This is a genomic window from Clostridium collagenovorans DSM 3089, from assembly GCF_900130005.1.
Lineage (GTDB): Bacteria > Bacillota > Clostridia > Clostridiales > Clostridiaceae > Clostridium_D > Clostridium_D collagenovorans.
The window spans coordinates 74,563-92,528 of sequence record NZ_FQXP01000009.1 but is presented as its reverse complement, the minus strand read 5'-3'; the positions used below and the strand labels follow the sequence as shown (position 1 = coordinate 92,528).

Sequence of the window (17,966 nt, the reverse complement as noted above, 5' to 3'; positions counted from 1 at the left end):
ATTTAGGTTTAAATACAAATAGGTGGTGAAATTATAACATGGCAAGTAAGGATTACTATGAGGTTCTTGGAATAAGTAAAGATGCTACAGAAGCTGATATAAAAAAGGCCTTTAAAAAATTAGCATTAAAATATCATCCGGATAGAAATCCTGATGATAAAGAAGCGGAAGAAAAGTTTAAAGAAATAAATGAAGCTTATCAAGTACTAACAGATTCAGAGAAGAGAGCAAGATATGATCAATATGGAACTGCTGATTTCAATGGATTTGAAGGTGGCTTTGGTGGCGGCGGCTTTGACATGGGCGATTTAGGTGATATATTCGGAGATATCTTTGGAGGTTTCGGTGGATTTGGAGGAGGATTCTCTTCTAGAAGAAACCCTAATGCCCCAAGAAAGGGATCGGATTTAGAAGTAAATCTAAACCTAACTTTTGAAGAAGCTGTATTTGGTGTGGATAAAGATTTAAAAGTAAATAAAAATGAAAAATGTAGTGCTTGTGGTGGAACAGGTGGAAAAGATGGTGCTAAACCTACTACTTGTGATAAATGTAATGGTAGTGGTACTGTGATGAGCCAAAAGAAAACTCCATTTGGTACTTTTGCAACACAAACTACTTGTGATAAGTGTAGAGGAACAGGTCAGGTAATTAAAGATCCATGTACTACATGTAGAGGAACAGGACAAGTAAGAGAGCAAAAGGTTATAAGCATAAAGGTTCCAGCAGGAGTTGATACTGGAAACGTAATTCCATTAAGAGGATATGGTAATCCAGGAACTAATGGTGGACCAAACGGAGATATATATGTAAATATCTTTGTATCACCACACAGTAGATTCCAAAGAAAGGGAATAGATATCTATATAGAAGAAAAGATAAGTATAGGTAATGCTGTATTAGGTGTTGAAATTGACGTTCCAACAGTTGATGGAGAAGTTAAATATAAAGTGCCAGCAGGAACTCAGTCAGGAACAGTATTTAGACTTAAGAATAAAGGTGTTCCAAGAGTAAATGGAGGGGGAAGAGGAGATCAATATGTTAAAGTAGTAGTTGAGATTCCTAAGAACCTAAATGATGAACAAAAAGCAGCAATGAAAGAGTTCATGAGAGCTAGCGGAGAAGATGTATCTCATATTGAAGATACTAAAAAGCATAAAATATTTAAAAGTAAAAAATAAAACTAAGTCTACTTCTTGTTAATAAGGGGTAGACTTTATTAATGTATAGATTATTGACAATTGCAGTCATAAGGTTATACTTAAAATAGCATTGCATTAAATATAAAAAGGCATTATTATATAATATTATCCTTATTATTTGAGAAAGGATTAAATTTAAAATTGCTTTATGCAATATATATTTTTTAGAATTTACATTTATATCTTGCATTAAATAAACTTTATCTATATTTTAATAGGATAAAGAAATTTAATATGTAGTAAATTACGAGGATTGAGATTTAATATTGCAAAGTACATATAGAAACTAAATTAATTTACATAGAGGTGATTATTCATGATGGATAAAGAATGGATGGAAGTTACGGTTGTAACTAGTAGTGAAGCTGTTGAAGCTGTTTCAGGATTTTTTTATAACACTGGAGTAAAGGGTGTATCAATTTTAGATTCAGAGGATATAGAGTTTAAGAAGAAAAGCAAGGGTGAATGGGATTACTTTGATGAGAGCTTATGTAGTTTAACTACTGGTGCTGTTATTAAGGGTTATTTTAAACATGATGAGAACTTTGACGGCTATTTAAAGTACATAGAAGAAAGTGTTGATTCTCTAGAAAAATTTGGTTTTTCTAAGGGGGATGGCATAGTATCTGCTTGTAAAGTTAATGAAGAAGATTGGGAAAATAACTGGAAGAAATACTATAAGCCTACTAAGGTTGGACAAAAGGTTGTTGTAAAACCTATATGGGAAGAGTATGAGAAAAAAGAGGATGAACTAGTATTAGAGTTAGATCCAGGTATGGCTTTTGGTACTGGAACTCACGAAACTACAAGAATGTGTATAAAAGCTCTTGAAAAGTATACAAAGCAAGATTCTACTGTTTTTGATATTGGAACAGGTTCAGGAATTTTAGGTATAGCAGCTGCAAAATTAGGTGCTAAAGAGGTTATAGGTGTTGACTTAGATCCAGTAGCAGTAGATTCAGCTAAGAAAAATGTTAGCTTCAATGATATAAATAACATTGATATTAGATATGGTAACCTTATGGAAGTTGTTCAAGGAAAAGCTGATGTTATTGTTGCTAATATTATTGCAGATATTATTATGTTATTAGCTGAAGATGTGAAGAGCTTTATTAAAGAAGGCGGAAGATTTATTTCCTCAGGAATAATTTTAGATAGAAAAGAAGATGTTGTAAACAAGCTTTCTGCTTGCGGATTTACTATTGAAGAAGTAAATGTTGAAGGCGAATGGGTTTGTGTTGTAGCTAAAGTAGAAAAATAAAGAGAGGTAATTTATGCATAAGTTTTTTGTCCCTATAGAGAATTTTACAGCTAATGAAGCTTTTATTGAGGGTGACGACGTAAAACATATTTATAAGGTTTTAAGACTTACAGAGGGTGACGAGATTAGCATCAATAATTGCCAAGGTGAAGAGTTTTTAGGTGTAATAAAGGATATAACTAAGAAAGAGGTAGTTGTTAGTATATCTCATAAAATGGAGCTTAATAATGAAAGTCCTATTGAGGTTCATTTATATCAGGGATTACCGAAGTCTACTAAAATGGATTTAATTTCTCAGAAGGCTACGGAACTAGGTATATCTACTATAACACCTATAATTACAGAAAGAGTAGTTGTTAAAACTGATTTAAAGGAATTTAACAAGGTTGATAGATGGAACAGAATAGCTTTAGAGGCTTGTAAACAAAGCAAGAGAAGCTTAATACCAAAGATAAATACTCCTATAGACTTTAAGGAGCTTTTGTCTCAATTAGAGCTATGTGACTTAATTGTTGTGCCTTATGAAAACGCTGAAGGATACGGCTTAAAGGGTGTATTTAAAAATGTGGATAAGGATGCAATAAAAACTGTGGCTATAATAATAGGACCAGAGGGTGGCTTTGAAGAAAGTGAAATAGAAGAACTTAAGGACAAGGGTGCACATATTGTTACTTTAGGTCCAAGAATTCTAAGAACAGAAACTGCTGGTTTTACTTGTTTGAGTTTGATTATGTATGAGATAGGAGATTTAGGAGGAAAAATATAATGAAAGTTGCCTTTGCAACATTAGGTTGTCGAGTTAATGTATATGAATCGGAAGCTATGTCAGAGAAGTTTATAAAAGAAGGATATGAGGTTACTGAATTTGATGAGTTCTCAGATGTATATGTAATCAATACATGTACAGTTACTAATATGGGCGATAAAAAGTCTAGACAAATGATTAGTAGAGCAAGAAGAAAGAATCCTGAGGCTATAATAGCTGTTGTAGGATGTTACTCTCAGGTGGCATCAAAGGAAGTAAGTGAAATTGAAGGTGTAGATGTAGTTTTAGGCACAAGAAATAAAAGCGAAGTCGTATACTGGGTTAATAGAGCTAGAGAAGAGCAAAAGCAACAGGTTAAGGTTAATGATGTACTTAAGAACAAAACCTTTGATGAGCTTAATATAGAGGAATATCAGGACAAAACTAGAGCCTTCTTAAAGGTTCAAGATGGATGTAATAGATTTTGTTCATATTGCTTAATTCCCTTTGCTAGAGGAGCTGTTTGCAGCAAGACTCCAGATAAGATAATTGAAGAAGTTAAGAAGCTAGCAGAGCATGGATTTAAGGAGATAATATTATCTGGTATACATATAGCTTCTTATGGTGTGGATTTAGATAAAAACATAAATTTAATCACAGTATTGGAAGAAATTAATAAAATAGATGGTATAGAGAGAATAAGAATTGGCTCTATAGACCCTACATTTTTCACAGAAGAAGTAATTAAAAAAGTAGCAGAAATAGATAAGATGTGTCCACATTTCCATTTATCAATGCAAAGTGGTTGTGATGAGACTTTAAAGAGAATGAATAGACACTACAGTGCTATGGAATATAAGGACTCTGTAGATAATTTAAGAAAATACATTAAAGATGTGTCTATTACTACGGATGTAATAGTTGGTTTCCCAGGAGAATCTGAGGAGGAGTTTTTACAAACTTACGAATTCTTAAAGGAAATAAAATTATCTAAAACTCATGTATTTAAATTTAGTCCTAGAACAGGAACTAAGGCTGCTACTATGAAGGAGCAGGTAGACGGCAAGATAAAAGATCATAGAAGTAATATGTTAATAGAGTTAAATAAAGAGAATGAATTAAGCTTTATGAATAAATTTATTGACAGTACTATGGATGTTTTATTTGAGCAAGAAAGTAATTCACATAAAGGATTTTATGAAGGATATACTCCTAATTATATTAAGATTTTAGCTGAATCTCATGAAGATTTACAGGGGAAAATAAAAAGAGTTAAGCTAAAAAAATCAGAAGAAGAACATATGATAGGCGAAATAATATAAGCGTAAAAACAGCTAGTTTGGTGAAAAATATGAGATTATATAATGGTATAAGAAGAAAATTAAGGAAGATAAAAAGGTACTTAAAAGGGGGTGAAAAAATGGAAAACTGTATATTCTGTAAGATATTAAAGGGAGAAATTCCCTCAGAAAAAGTTTATGAGGATGAGAAGGTTTATGCTTTTAAGGATATAAATCCAGAAGCTCCAGTTCACGTTCTTATAATTCCTAAGAAGCACATAAGCAGTGCAAATGAGCTAACAGAAGAGAATAAAGAAGTAATTGGTGATGTTTATTACGCAGCACAGAAAATTGCTAAGGAATTAGGAATAGCTGACAAGGGTTATAGAATAATAAATAATTGCGGTGAAGATGGTGGGCAAACTGTGTTCCACATACACTTTCATTTAATGGGTGGAAAGAAATTAAATTGGCCACCCTGTTAGTAAATTCTTAAATAAATGTTGACACTAACTAGCAAAATAGTATATAATCTATAACGTACTATTTATTCCTACGTTTATTTGGATAAAATTAAGTCAAAATGGCTAGCGGAGGGAGGGATATAGAATGTCAGAAGTAAAAGTAAGAGATAATGAAACGTTAGAAAGTGCTTTAAAAAGATTTAAAAGAGAGTGCGCTAAGTCAGGGGTTCTTGCTGAAGTAAGAAAGAGAGAACACTACGAAAAACCAAGCGTAAAAAGAAAGAAAAAATCAGAAGCTGCTAAGAGAAGAAAAAGAAAATAGTAGTGTGAAAGAGGGTAAGTTTTAGTGTCCTTAAAAGAATTATTACAAAATGATTGGAAGGCAGCTGTTAAAGCTAAAGATAAAGTCAGAGCGACAACTCTAAGTATGGCAAGAGCTGCAATACTACAACTTGAGAAAAGTGGCAACTGTCCACAGGTTGATGACAACTCTGTTATAGAGATTATAGCAAGAGAAGTTAAACAACGTCGTGAATCAGTTGAAGAGTTTGTTAAAGGTAATAGGCAGGATTTAATTGAAGCAACCCAGCAAGAAATAGAGATTTTACTAGAATACCTTCCTAAGCAGTTGACGCAACAAGAGATAGTTGAGGTTATTCGTGAATCAGCTATTGAAGTAGGAGCAAGTAGTGCAAAGGATATGGGTAAGCTTATGTCTGTCGTTGTACCGAAGACTAAAGGTAAAGCAGATGGTAAACTTGTAAGCAAACTAGTAAGAGAATATTTAAACTAATAATAAAGACTCAGTTTTATACTGAGTCTTTTTTGCGCGTAAAAAGTAGTAATTAAATTCCATAATCTCTCATAAATTAATTATGAAATATTAATATGAGGTGATAGTGTGAGTGGTAAATTTGAAGCTGCTAAGGTTGCAATAGCTAAAAAGATTGATATACCTAAGGAGATAGTATCAGGAGACCCTAAAATAACGGTTATAGCTGACAAAGAGATAACTATAGAGAATCATAAGGGGATTATATCCTTTGGCGATTTTGAGGTGCATATTGACACAAACTATGGGGAGCTGGTAATAGAGGGGTCTAACTTTGAGATATTATACCTTGGAGGAAGCACCCTAACTTTAAGTGGTAAGTTCAAGGGGGTGCATTATTGCAATGTTTAATAAGTTTAAGAGGGATATTGTTAGACTAGAGATAAGAGCTTTACATCCAGAAAACTTTATAAATAGGCTTTGGATTGAAGAGGTTTATGTGGAGAATCTTAAAAAGGAAAACATAAGCACGATTTGCATAGACATTGAAGCTAAGGATTTAGAGAGGGTTAAGATATTTGCAGAGGAAGAGGAAATAAAAATTAATATAGTAGGCAGAAGCGGACGTGCCTACTATAAAAGAAAGCTTAAGAAAAGATCAGTGCTATATGCAGGTGTTATTCTGCTTGTAGCCTTAACATACTATTTGTCTACATATTTATGGAGTGTTAGCATAGCAACGGAAAGTGCTGTATCTCCTTATGAAATAAGGCAGCTATTAAAGGATAATGGAATAGTTCCAGGGATAAAAAAATCTAAGATAGATATATTTCAAATTGAGAAATTACTTTGTCAGCAAAATAAGGAGATAATATGGGCTAAGGCTAGAATTGAGGGTACTAGACTAAAAATAAAAATAGCTGAAAAACAAACTCCTCCTAATATAGAGGATGATACAACACCTTGTGATTTAGTAGCAGTTAAGAATGGTGTTATAAAAAATGTATATACTAAATCCGGTACGGCAATAGTTAAAGATGGGGATGTTGTAAATGCTGGAGATGTTTTGGTTAGTGGAATTCAAGGTAAAGAGGAATCAACCTATGAAGTTCATGCTGAGGGTAGTGTAAAGGCTGAAACAAACTATGAAAGAGAAACCATAATTGATACAACTCAGCCTAAAAGAGTGAAAACAGGAAACTTTATAGTGAATAAATATATAACTTTATTTGGTAAAAAAATTTACCTAAAAAATGGGTTAAATAACTTTGATAATTATGATAAAATAGATAAAACAGATTCTTTTATAAAAAGTGAATATTTATATGAGGTTAAAGAAGAGAATATAAGTGAAGAAAACATAGAAAAAAAAATAAAAGAGGTTTCTGATAAACTATATTCTGATATAACTATAAACTTCAATAAGAAAATAAAAATTGTAGATACGGTAAGAGAAAATAAAGAAGAATCTGAAGGGGTATATAAAGTCAGAGTTTTAATTATAGCAGAAGAAGATATATCAATGCCTAGGGCTATGGAAAATAGCAACTCAGGGCAGTAAAAAGAGGTCACGTTTTTAAGAGAAAAAGGTGGGATGGCTATGTTTAAAGAGAAGATTGCGGAAGTGATGAAAAATGATAAGCTTATGAAGGGAATTATATTTGGGGTTACCTTCTTATTCATATTCTTTACTTTGGTAGGAGCAGTAACTCCTGAAAAATATTTTTTAAAGGTGGGAGATATAGCAGGGTCTTCTATAAAGTCTCCAAGTAATATTGAAAATACTATCGCAACAGAACAGAAGCGAAAGGAAGCTGCTGATAAGGTTAAGGATGCAATCACCATAGATACGGAGGTTGCAAATGAAGTAAGTCAAAATATACAGCAGTTATTTTCAAAGACTTTGGAGATAAAAAGTACTAATGTGGATGATATAAAAACTTCGGACTTAGTTTTTACTGAGCAGGAAAAGGCTTTAATGGAAGATGATAATACAAGTAAAAATGATCTTATAAAACTAAAAAGATTAAAAGCAGATGTTGATATTAGATTATCTGATGAAAGTTTTAAGATTTTACTTTCTTTAAATGCCAATGAGTTTGAAAGCTTAAATAAGTATTTAGATGAAACCATGGGTGAGCTTTATAAGCAGTATCAGATAAACACTGATCTTAAGCAAGCTCAAGACTTTATAAATTCTCAATTTAATGTCTCTGATTTTAATATTAGTACAAGAGAATTAGGAAAATCTATAGGGTATAATTTAGTAAAACCAAACGTTAAAAATGATAGTGTTAAGACAAAAGAGCAAAAAGAAGAGGCAATGAAGGCTGTACAACCGGTTATGATTAAGGAAAATCAAATAATCGTTAAGGAAGGAGAGCCTGTAACTTCTGAACAAATAGAGGTTCTTAAACTCTTAGGTATATATGGAGAAGATAATAGTTTTGCAGTAATGGCATCTATTTCATTATTGGTTATTATAGCTATAACTCTTTTAATCGAAGGGTTCTATATTTATAAATATCATAAAAAGGCTTACACTAACAAGATGCTAATTTTGATATGTTTACTCCAATGTTTTTCCATACTTATAGCGAGAATATTGTCTTATATATCGCCATTTTTAATTCCTTTAGCATGTGTACCAATGCTTATGGCATTGCTTATAGATGAAAACTTATCCATAATACTAAATGTCATAAACTGTGTTTTTATAGCTATAGCTACTCATAGTAATGTGCCTATAACCCTTATGGCTGTAACTAATGCTATTATGGGAACCACATTATTAAAGAAAATGGATACAAGAAATGATATTTTATATTCATCTTTATACATTTGTGGTATAAACCTTGTGTTTACAGCAGCTCTAAGCTATATACAAGTGGATAACAGTTTTAAAGCAATGCTTATAAAATGTGGATATTCCTCAATTGCAAGTTTACTTTCTGGAGTACTTACAATAGGGGTACTTTCAAGTTTAGAAAGTTTATTCGATATAGTAACTACGGTTAAGCTCTTAGAGTTATCTAATCCTAACCAACCCTTACTTAAAAAGCTTTTAATGGAGGCGCCGGGAACATATCATCATAGTGTTTTAGTTGCTAATTTATCAGAACTAGCAGCAGAAGCTATAGGTGCTAATTCGGTTTTAGCTAGAGTTGGGGCATATTATCATGACGTTGGTAAACTGAAAAGATCTTATTTCTTTAAGGAAAACCAAGTTGGTATGTCTAATCCTCATGATAAGCTATCTCCTAACTTAAGTACCTTAATTATAATTGGTCACGTTAAGGATGGGATAGAACTTGCTAAGGAATATAAGCTTCCAGAAGTAATACAAGACATAATAAGGGAGCATCATGGTACTTCACTAGTTAAATATTTTTATATAACAATGAAAAATAATAGTGAAAAGCCAGAAGAGGTTAGGGAAGAAGACTTTAGATATCCAGGACCAAACCCACGTAGCAGAGAAGCAGGTATTATAATGCTAGCTGATGGAGTAGAAGCTGCTGTTAGATCAATATCAGAGCCTACTACTGGGAAGATCCAAGAGATGGTTAATAACATAATCAAAGGAAGATTAAATGATGGTTATTTAGATAGCTGTGATTTAACATTGAAGGATATTGAAAAAATAAGAAAAGCATTTTTAAAGGGGCTATCTGGAATATATCATGAAAGAATAGAGTATCCTAAGTTAGCCACAAAGGAAAATGAAGATAAATTAAAGAAAATAGAAAATATAGATGAGCTAGATAAATTAAACGAAGTAAATAATAAAAGTGGCTCAGAGAAATTAGAACAACCAGAAAATAAGAGTAAGTTAGATAACTTAAACAAAGAGAAGGGAAAATAAAAGAGGTAATGATTTATATTGATGATAGACAAGATAAAATAAAAGTTACAGAAGAAATGGTGGATGCAATTAAAGAAATTATTGATTATGCATTAAAGGAAGAAGGGGTAAAGGTAGATTATGAAGTAAGTCTTATTTTTGTAGATAATGAAAATATTAGACTTATAAATAATGAGCAAAGAAATATAGACTCAGTTACAGATGTATTATCTTTTCCTATGCTAGAGTATCCACAGGATGAGGTTTTTAAAGATGTTTATATAAATTATGAATTCGATGATAGTTTCTATGATGATGGAAATCTCGTTTTAGGAGATATCGCCTTATCTTTAGAAAGAGCGCAGGAGCAAAGCCTTGAATATGATCATAGTTTTATAAGAGAAACTTGCTATTTGATAGTGCATTCAATTCTTCACTTATTAGGCTACGATCACATGGGTGATGACAAAGTTATGATGAGAAAAAGAGAAGAAGAGATACTAAATAAGTTTAAAATAAGTAGATAAATCAAACTATATGTGACATACTAGTGTATGTCACATAATTTATATATAAAGTATTTCTTGAGAGGATGTGGTAATGTGAAAAATAAGAAATTGACACAAAGTTTTAACTGTGCTATAGAGGGGATTATTGAGGCTATAAGAAAAGAAAGAAATTTAAGAATACATATATTTGCCACATTTATAGTACTAACAGCATGTTTTTTTTATGACTTATCTAGAATAGAAATAATGATAATTACAACAAATATAGCTATTGTAGTAATGGCAGAGCTTTTAAATACAGCAGTAGAAAAGGCTTTAGATGCCGTTATTGATTATAAACATCCCTTGGTTAAGTTTTCAAAGGATGCAGCAGCAGGAGCAGTTCTCGTAGCTGCAGGTAACTCAGTTTTAGTAGGATATATGGTGTTTTGGAATAGATTAAAACCTTTTACTTTTAATATGCTATCTAAGATTCAAAGTTCTAAGGCACATATGGTATTTTTGGTTTTAGTTTTTGTATGTGTAGTTACGGTAATAATAAAGGTTATAGTTGGTAAAGGTACACCTCTTAAAGGTGGAATGCCTAGTGGACATAGTGCCATTGCATTTTCTATAGCTACTATAATAGCCTTTTTATCAAAGGAAACAGTAGCTCAGGTACTTGGCTATGTATTAGCCTTAATAGTTGCTCAAAGTAGGGTTGATTCTGAAGTTCACTCTGTACTTGAAGTTATAGTAGGTGCTATACTTGGAACGGTTTTAACAGTTCTATTCTTTAGAGTAGTTTTATAACATATATTTATAATTATATAGTATAATATAAAATATAAGACAAAAATATAGCAATAAATATAATATATATTGTTATATTTATATAAGATATGATTTAAGTTTTACAGCATATATAGTAAACTTAAAGTACAAGGGAGGAAAAGTATGGATTATAATATACTAATACAAAAGGCCATTGAAGCGAGAAAAAACTCTTACTCACCATATTCTAACTTTAAAGTTGGTGCTGCAGTACTTGGTGAAGACGATAATATATACTTAGGTTGCAATGTAGAAAACGCATCCTATGGAGCTACAAATTGCGCAGAAAGAACAGCTATATTTAATGCCATTGCTAATGGAAACAGAAAGATAAAGGCTATAGCTTTAATAGGTGACACAAAGACTTACACTTATCCATGTGGAATATGCAGACAGGTTATAGTGGAGTTTAGTGACGAAAACACAGATATTATAATAGTAAAGAATGAAAATGAATATTTGGTTAAAAAAGTTGAAGAAATACTTCCTGGGGCTTTCACAAAAAAAGACCTAGATGTACAATAGATATAGGATTGAAGGTAAAATAAAACAACAGAGGAGGAATTATGTTTAAATCAGGATTTGTAACGATAATAGGAAGACCAAATGTGGGGAAGTCCACATTAACTAACTATATAATGGGTGAAAAATTAACTATTGTTTCAAACAAACCTCAAACAACAAGAAACAATATACAAACAATATTAAACAAAGAGGATTGTCAAATAATATTTGTAGATACTCCAGGGGTTCATAAACCTAAAAATAAATTAGGTGAACAAATGGTTAAGTTTGCATCAGACTCTTTAGGCGAAGTTGATTTAGTATTATTCATAACTTCAGCAGAGGGAGAAATGATAAAAAGTGATGAATATATTTTAGAAGAATTAAAGAAAGTAAAGGTTCCTGTTTTCTTATTAATTAATAAAATAGATGAAACTACACCAGAAAAGGTAGCTACGACAATAGAAGCTTATGCAAAGGCCTTTGATTTTGCAGAAGTAATACCTATGTCAGCCTTAAAGGGTAAAAACGTAGAGCCATTAATGGAAGAAATGAAAAAGTACCTTCCAGAAGGACCTAAATATTACCCAGAAGATATGATTACAGATAAACAAGAGAGATTTATTGTAAACGAAATAATAAGAGAAAAAGCTTTAAGACTTCTAAACCAAGAAGTGCCACATGGTATTGCCATAGAAATACTTTCTATGAAACAAAGCAAAAGTGGAACATATCACATAGATGCTAATATGTTATGTGAAAAGGCTTCCCATAAAGGAATTATCATTGGTAAAAATGGTACTATGTTAAAGAGAATATCACAATATGCTAGAGAAGACATAGAGAAGTTCTTAGGAAATAAAGTATATCTAAGAGTATGGGTTAAGGTTAAAGAAGATTGGAGAGATAGTCAATTCCTATTAAAAGAATTAGGGTACAAAGACTAATTTAGTTTAGGGGATGATTTTCTGAGTATATTTAAAACTAGAGCTGTAATTATAAAAACTCAAGAATTCAAAGAAAACGATAAACTCGTATGGCTGTATACAGAGAAACTTGGAAAGATTTCAGCCATAGCTAAGGGAGCTAAAAAGGGCAATAATAAGTTTTTAGCAGCTACATTGCCCTTCACCTTTGGTGAGTACGTTCTATATAGAGGAAAGAGTTTATACACTATAAATGAATGTCAAATTATTGATTCTTTTCAGGAATTGATAGGTGATTTAGAAACTCTCACATATTCTTCTTATTTAAATGAACTTATAGATATTGCCACAGTAAACGAAGAAAGTAATAGAGAATTATTTAAACTATTAGTTTCCACATATTATTTATTGAGACATAAGGTTATAGATACAGAAATACTAATAAGAGCTTTTGAATTAGGATTGCTAAAGAATACAGGTTATGGCTTAATTTTAGATAAATGTGTAAAGTGTGGAAAGTCTATTAATAAATCTAATTACATAGATTTAAATTCCTATGGATTTTGTTGCTCAGATTGTAAAGCACATTTAAGTGCCAACATATCCTATTCTACCTATAATATTATTAAGTACATAAACAATCTACCCTTTGATAAATTAAGTAGGCTTTCATTAACCAAGGAAAACAAGGGGGAAGTTTATGATGTATTATCTAAATTAGTTGGGCAAAGTTACTCAAGAAGACCTAAGAGTCTAGACATGTTCAATTATTTGATTAAGGAGGAATGATTTAAATGGAAATAACTTTAGAAAAGATTGATTTAATAAGAGAAAGACTAGGTGTATCTTACGCAGAAGCAAAGGAAGCATTAGTAGAGTGTGATGGAAATGTAGTTGAAGCATTAATATATTTAGAAGAAAAATATGATAATGCAAAGAGTGATGTTAACAGTCAAATCAAAGAAGAAATATATACATCAACAGAAGAATTTAAGCAATGGTTTAAAGATCTTATAAGAAAAGGCAATTTAAGAAGAATAAAGGTTAAGAAAGATGACAAGACTATAGTTGATGTACCAGTTAATACTGGAATAGCAGCAGGCTTAATAGCATGTATATGGACTCCTATAATTGTAATAGGTGTAGCTACAGCTGTAGTTGCTAAATTAACTATAGAAATAACTAGAGAAGATGGATCAGTTGAAGTAGTTAATGCAATAATCAAAAATGCAGTAAATGAAACAGTTGATAAATTTAAAGATATGAAGGAAGAATTCAAATCAAGATCTAATGATGAGTATTCTCATTTTTCACAGGATGACAATGACGAGACAATATATACTTATACAGTTAAGTATGATGAAATGGGAAATGAAGAAGTAGAAGTTAAGTGTAAAGAAGAAGTTAAATTTGAAGATGATGAAAAAGATACTAATAAAGACAACTAATTAATTAAGCATATAAAAGTTTTAAGTATTTATTTTGATAGGTTTATATTAAAAAGGTTTGTAGTATAAAGGTCTATATTTACGGTTTACATTAAAAAATATATATGGAAAAGCAATAATAAGTATTTAATAAAATAAATGAATATAAAGTAAAGCACAAATGTATATAAAGCCAATAAAAGTCTATAAATATAATATATAAATAAAACTAGCAGTCTTAAACTGCTAGTTTTTAAAGGAAATCAAGCCATAGAGGGTATAAAAAGAGGTATACAGTTAATAAAATGATATACAATTAGCATATATGATACACAAAAAAGCTATATATGTTATACTAAATAATATAAAAAAGCTAAAAAAACTTAAATAGTATGCAATAATCGTAGTTAAATGCTGATAAATACGGCGAAAATGGCGAATTTGGCTCTTTAGGTGTGTTGTAATGTTAAATGTGATACATTATAATAAAAACAGTAATAGAAATGTTACCGGGAAGAGGGTGGAGACTATTAAACTTACAGATAGACAAGAGGAAATTATAAGATTAGTAAAAGAAAAGCAGCCGATTACAAGCGAGAAGATCGCAGGTAGTTTAAGTTTAACTAGAGCTGCGTTAAGACCAGATTTGGCGATTTTAACCATGACAGGAATTTTAGAAGCACGACCAAAGGTTGGCTATGTATATTCTAAAAAACCCTCTTACAGTATTATATATGACTATTTAAAAGGTATTAAAGCAGGCGAGGTAATGTCAAAGCCTGTAATGGTCAGTGAAGAATGTACAGTGTATGATGGAATAGTTCATTTATTCTTAAATGATGTAGGAACATTATTTATTCAAAGTGAAGGATGTTTAGTTGGAGCTGTTTCAAGAAAAGACTTCTTGAAAATAGCTATAGGTGGAACTGATATCCACAAGGTACCTATTGGAATAATAATGACTAGAATGCCAAATATTATATACTTAAAACCAGAAGATTCCATATATGATGCAGCTAGAAAAATAATAGATCATCAAATAGATAGTTTGCCAGTAGTAGAATCAGTTTTTGAAGATGATGTTGAACAATTAAAAGTTATAGGAAAAGTTTCAAAAACTAATCTTACAAATCTGCTTATTAAAATGAGCGAAAACGGGTAGAATTTTTATGGTGTGGGACAATTTGGTGCCAGTATAGGTTTTTGGTTGATGTCGAACAGGTAAAATTTATATAAAACACTAGATAATTAAGGAGTTGTTAAAAATGGGGAATAAGAAGTTTGTTTACTTATTTAGCGAAGGAAATGCCTCAATGAGAAACTTATTAGGGGGTAAGGGTGCTAACCTTGCAGAAATGACAAAGCTAGGCATACCAGTACCAGAGGGCTTTACTGTTAATACGGAAGCTTGTATTAAGTATTATACTGATGGCGAGAAGTTATCAGATGAAGTTATAGAACAAATAAAAGAGTCTTTAGCTCACGTTGAAAGCATTACAGACAAGAAATTTGGATGTAAACAAAATCCCTTATTAGTATCAGTTAGATCAGGTGCTAGAGTATCAATGCCAGGAATGATGGATACAGTATTAAACCTAGGATTAAATGATGAGACTGTTGAGGGATTAGCAAATTTAACTAATAATCCTAGATTTGCTTATGATTCTTATAGAAGATTTATTCAAATGTTTGCAGACGTTGTTATGGGTCTTGATAAAAACAATTTTGAACAAATACTAGAAGAAGCTAAGGAAGCAAAGGGCGTAAAATATGATACTGAATTAGAAGCAGATGATTTAAAGAAAATCACTTTAAGATTTAAAGCTTACTATGAAGACTCCTTAGGAAAGAAATTCCCACAGGATCCTGTTGAACAACTTTTAGAAGCTGTTACAGCAGTATTTAGATCATGGAATAACCCAAGAGCTATAGTGTATAGAAGATTAAATGACATCCCAGGAGATTGGGGAACTGCAGTTAACGTTCAAAGAATGGTTTTCGGAAACATGGGAGACAATTCAGGAACAGGAGTTGCATTTACTAGAAACCCAGCAACTGGAGAAAAGAAAATATATGGTGAGTATTTAATAAATGCACAAGGTGAAGACGTTGTTGCAGGTATTAGAACACCTCAACCAATAGCTAGATTAGAGCAAGATTTACCAGAATGTTATAAGAAGTTTATGGAAATCGCAAGCAATCTAGAAAATCACTACAAAGATATGCAAGACATGGAGTTTACTATAGAGCAAGAGAAGTTATACTTCCTTCAAACAAGAAATGGTAAGAGAACAGCTCAAGCAGCTTTAAAGGTAGCAGTTGACTTAGTTGAAGAAGGTTTATTAACTAAGGAAGAGGCTATATTAAAGGTTGAACCTAAGCAATTAGATTCTCTTCTACACCCAACTTTTGATGAAAAAGGCTTAAAAAATGGTGTTGTTTTAGCTAAAGGTTTACCAGCATCACCAGGTGCTGCATGTGGAAAGGTATATTTCACCGCTGAAGAAGCAAAAGCACATCATGAAGATGGGGAAAAAGTTATTTTATTAAGACAAGAAACTTCACCAGAGGATATAGAAGGTATGGTAGCTGCTGAAGGTATATTAACAGTTAGAGGTGGTATGACATCACACGCTGCTGTTGTTGCTAGAGGAATGGGTACATGCTGTGTTGCAGGTTGTGAAGCTTTAAGAGTTAATGAAAAAGAAAAGACTTTCGAAGTAGCTGGAAAAGTATTTAAAGAAGGAGATTTCATTTCTTTAGATGGTAGTACAGGTAAAGTTTACGAAGGACAAATCGAAACTAGATCACCAGAAATGGTAGGAGATTTCGGAGTGTTCATGGCTTGGGTAGACGAAATAAGAAAGTTAAAAGTAAGAACTAATGCTGATACTCCAAAGGATACAGCTCAAGCTATAGAGTTTGGTGCAGAAGGTATAGGTTTATGTAGAACAGAGCACATGTTCTTTGAAGAAACTAGAATACCAGCTGTTAGAGAGATGATAGTAGCTAAGAGTGAAGAACAAAGAAGAAAAGCATTAGACAAGCTATTACCAATGCAAAGAGAAGACTTTGTAGGTATATATGAAGCTTTAGAGGGAAGACCAGCAACTGTTAGATTACTAGATCCACCTCTACATGAGTTCTTACCAAACAAAGAAGAAGAAATAGTTGCATTAGCACAAGAAACGCATATTACTGTTGAAGAATTAAAGGCTACTATAGAATCTTTACATGAGTTCAACCCAATGATGGGTCACAGAGGATGTAGATTATGTGTATCTTATCCTGAAATTGCTGAAATGCAAACAAGAGCAATCATAGAGGCTGCTATTGATGTAAATGAGCGTAAAGGATTTAATATAGTTCCTGAAATAATGATACCTTTAGTTGGGGAAATTAAAGAGCTTAAGTATGTTAAAGATGTTGTTGTTAAAACAGCTGATTCAATAATAAAAGAAAAGAACTGTGATTTAAAATATCAAGTTGGTACAATGATAGAAATTCCTAGAGCTGCATTAACAGCTGATGAGATTGCTAAAGAAGCTGAGTTCTTCTCATTTGGTACAAATGACTTAACTCAAATGACATTTGGATTCTCAAGAGATGACGCTGGTAAGTTCTTAAACTACTACTATGACAAGGCTATTTATGAATCTGATCCATTCCAAAGATTAGATCAAAATGGTGTTGGTCAATTAGTTAAGATGGCAGCTGAAAAGGGTAGATCTACAAGAGAAAACATTAAATTAGGTATATGTGGAGAGCATGGTGGAGATCCATCTTCAGTAGAATTCTGTCACAATATCGGATTAAATTATGTATCTTGTTCACCATTTAGAGTACCAATTGCTAGATTAGCAGCGGCACAAGCACAAATTAAAAATCCAAGACAATAGTTTATATAAATGAAATAAAAGTTGCCACATTTAGAGAAATCTAAGTGTGGCAACTTTTAGTTGTGTTAAATGTAAAGAAAAGTTTAAGGTAAAATGGTATAGAAAAGGTAAAATATGAGGTGAAAGATATAGACAAAGAAATGGTAGAAGGAAGAGAAAAGATAATAGAGGAAAAGTAGAATAATAGATAAGCTCTTAGAGAGAGAAAGAAATAAGAAATAAGAATGAAAAAGGGCTTAGCGATATAGAGAAAAGGTAAGATGGAAGAGCGAAAAAAGACTTGGAAATATAGAGAAGAAGTAAAAAGAAAATCGAGAATGAGT

The 17,966-nt window shown here is 31.8% G+C and carries 18 protein-coding genes; all 18 read left to right on the top strand.

All coding sequences use genetic code 11. From position 1 onward, the window contains the following. Positions 1-38 precede the first annotated feature (38 nt). The 18 genes from dnaJ to ppdK all read left to right on the top strand — a co-directional run bounded on the left by dnaJ (position 39) and on the right by ppdK (position 17,643). Positions 39-1,178, top strand: coding sequence for a molecular chaperone DnaJ (gene dnaJ / locus BUA48_RS11670; RefSeq protein WP_072832238.1), 1,140 nt, complete (start codon positions 39-41; stop codon positions 1,176-1,178). A gap of 340 nt (positions 1,179-1,518) precedes the next feature. Further along, positions 1,519-2,460: a 50S ribosomal protein L11 methyltransferase gene (gene prmA / locus BUA48_RS11665; RefSeq protein ID WP_072832304.1), complete on the top strand. Its 942-nt coding sequence runs from the start codon at positions 1,519-1,521 to the stop codon at positions 2,458-2,460. Between the two features lie 13 nt (positions 2,461-2,473). Then, on the top strand, positions 2,474-3,226 hold the full coding sequence (locus BUA48_RS11660) for a 16S rRNA (uracil(1498)-N(3))-methyltransferase (protein ID WP_072832237.1): 753 nt from the start codon (positions 2,474-2,476) through the stop codon (positions 3,224-3,226). After that, on the top strand, positions 3,226-4,527 hold the full coding sequence (mtaB, locus tag BUA48_RS11655) for a tRNA (N(6)-L-threonylcarbamoyladenosine(37)-C(2))-methylthiotransferase MtaB (RefSeq protein WP_072832236.1): 1,302 nt from the start codon (positions 3,226-3,228) through the stop codon (positions 4,525-4,527). The genes BUA48_RS11660 and mtaB overlap by 1 nt, the downstream gene beginning before the upstream one ends. 98 nt (positions 4,528-4,625) lie before the next feature. Beyond that, positions 4,626-4,970, top strand: coding sequence for a histidine triad nucleotide-binding protein (locus tag BUA48_RS11650; RefSeq protein ID WP_072832303.1), 345 nt, complete (start codon positions 4,626-4,628; stop codon positions 4,968-4,970). A gap of 124 nt (positions 4,971-5,094) precedes the next feature. Further along, positions 5,095-5,271 carry a 30S ribosomal protein S21 gene (rpsU, locus tag BUA48_RS11645; RefSeq protein WP_072832235.1) on the top strand — a complete coding sequence of 59 codons (177 nt, stop codon included), beginning with the start codon at positions 5,095-5,097 and terminating at the stop codon, positions 5,269-5,271. A gap of 24 nt (positions 5,272-5,295) precedes the next feature. Further along, a complete protein-coding gene (locus BUA48_RS11640; RefSeq protein ID WP_072832234.1) occupies positions 5,296-5,742 on the top strand; it encodes a GatB/YqeY domain-containing protein in 447 nt (148 codons plus the stop codon). 108 nt (positions 5,743-5,850) lie between these two features. After that, positions 5,851-6,132 carry a sporulation protein YqfC gene (gene yqfC / locus BUA48_RS11635; RefSeq protein WP_072832233.1) on the top strand — a complete coding sequence of 94 codons (282 nt, stop codon included), beginning with the start codon at positions 5,851-5,853 and terminating at the stop codon, positions 6,130-6,132. After that, the gene (gene yqfD, locus BUA48_RS11630) at positions 6,125-7,282 is read left to right on the top strand and encodes a sporulation protein YqfD (RefSeq protein ID WP_072832232.1); all 1,158 of its coding nucleotides are present in this window, start codon (positions 6,125-6,127) and stop codon (positions 7,280-7,282) included. The genes yqfC and yqfD overlap by 8 nt, the downstream gene beginning before the upstream one ends. 39 nt (positions 7,283-7,321) lie before the next feature. Further along, positions 7,322-9,586 (top strand): HD family phosphohydrolase, encoded by a 2,265-nt coding sequence (locus tag BUA48_RS11625; RefSeq protein ID WP_072832231.1) that lies wholly within the window; start codon positions 7,322-7,324, stop codon positions 9,584-9,586. 8 nt (positions 9,587-9,594) lie between these two features. Next, the gene (ybeY, locus tag BUA48_RS11620; protein ID WP_072832230.1) at positions 9,595-10,092 is read left to right on the top strand and encodes an rRNA maturation RNase YbeY; all 498 of its coding nucleotides are present in this window, start codon (positions 9,595-9,597) and stop codon (positions 10,090-10,092) included. Positions 10,093-10,167: 75 nt separating this feature from the next. Next, complete coding sequence (locus BUA48_RS11615; protein WP_072832229.1) at positions 10,168-10,866, top strand: diacylglycerol kinase; 699 nt, start codon at positions 10,168-10,170, stop codon at positions 10,864-10,866. Positions 10,867-11,010: 144 nt separating this feature from the next. Beyond that, positions 11,011-11,412: a cytidine deaminase gene (locus BUA48_RS11610; RefSeq protein ID WP_072832228.1), complete on the top strand. Its 402-nt coding sequence runs from the start codon at positions 11,011-11,013 to the stop codon at positions 11,410-11,412. Between the two features lie 41 nt (positions 11,413-11,453). Beyond that, positions 11,454-12,338: a GTPase Era gene (gene era, locus BUA48_RS11605; RefSeq protein WP_072832227.1), complete on the top strand. Its 885-nt coding sequence runs from the start codon at positions 11,454-11,456 to the stop codon at positions 12,336-12,338. Positions 12,339-12,359: 21 nt separating this feature from the next. Next, entirely contained in the window at positions 12,360-13,106 is a 747-nt protein-coding gene (recO, locus tag BUA48_RS11600; RefSeq protein ID WP_072832226.1) for a DNA repair protein RecO, read from the top strand. Between the two features lie 5 nt (positions 13,107-13,111). Beyond that, positions 13,112-13,765, top strand: coding sequence for a DUF4342 domain-containing protein (locus BUA48_RS11595; RefSeq protein WP_072832225.1), 654 nt, complete (start codon positions 13,112-13,114; stop codon positions 13,763-13,765). 499 nt (positions 13,766-14,264) lie between these two features. Next, a complete protein-coding gene (ccpN, locus tag BUA48_RS11590; RefSeq protein WP_072832302.1) occupies positions 14,265-14,906 on the top strand; it encodes a transcriptional regulator CcpN in 642 nt (213 codons plus the stop codon). A gap of 103 nt (positions 14,907-15,009) precedes the next feature. Continuing rightward, positions 15,010-17,643, top strand: coding sequence for a pyruvate, phosphate dikinase (gene ppdK / locus BUA48_RS11585; RefSeq protein ID WP_072832224.1), 2,634 nt, complete (start codon positions 15,010-15,012; stop codon positions 17,641-17,643). Positions 17,644-17,966 lie beyond the last annotated feature (323 nt).

Bases quoted from the DNA above. Each gene is read 5' to 3' on its own strand.
- dnaJ (WP_072832238.1), top strand. From the start codon at position 39: ATGGCAAGTAAGGATTACTATGAGGTTCTTGGAATAAGTAAAGATGCT.
- prmA (WP_072832304.1), top strand. From the start codon at position 1,519: ATGGATAAAGAATGGATGGAAGTTACGGTTGTAACTAGTAGTGAAGCT.
- BUA48_RS11660 (WP_072832237.1), top strand. From the start codon at position 2,474: ATGCATAAGTTTTTTGTCCCTATAGAGAATTTTACAGCTAATGAAGCT.
- mtaB (WP_072832236.1), top strand. From the start codon at position 3,226: ATGAAAGTTGCCTTTGCAACATTAGGTTGTCGAGTTAATGTATATGAA.
- BUA48_RS11650 (WP_072832303.1), top strand. From the start codon at position 4,626: ATGGAAAACTGTATATTCTGTAAGATATTAAAGGGAGAAATTCCCTCA.
- rpsU (WP_072832235.1), top strand. From the start codon at position 5,095: ATGTCAGAAGTAAAAGTAAGAGATAATGAAACGTTAGAAAGTGCTTTA.
- yqfD (WP_072832232.1), top strand. From the start codon at position 6,125: ATGTTTAATAAGTTTAAGAGGGATATTGTTAGACTAGAGATAAGAGCT.
- BUA48_RS11625 (WP_072832231.1), top strand. From the start codon at position 7,322: ATGTTTAAAGAGAAGATTGCGGAAGTGATGAAAAATGATAAGCTTATG.
- ybeY (WP_072832230.1), top strand. From the start codon at position 9,595: ATGATTTATATTGATGATAGACAAGATAAAATAAAAGTTACAGAAGAA.
- BUA48_RS11610 (WP_072832228.1), top strand. From the start codon at position 11,011: ATGGATTATAATATACTAATACAAAAGGCCATTGAAGCGAGAAAAAAC.
- era (WP_072832227.1), top strand. From the start codon at position 11,454: ATGTTTAAATCAGGATTTGTAACGATAATAGGAAGACCAAATGTGGGG.
- BUA48_RS11595 (WP_072832225.1), top strand. From the start codon at position 13,112: ATGGAAATAACTTTAGAAAAGATTGATTTAATAAGAGAAAGACTAGGT.
- ppdK (WP_072832224.1), top strand. From the start codon at position 15,010: ATGGGGAATAAGAAGTTTGTTTACTTATTTAGCGAAGGAAATGCCTCA.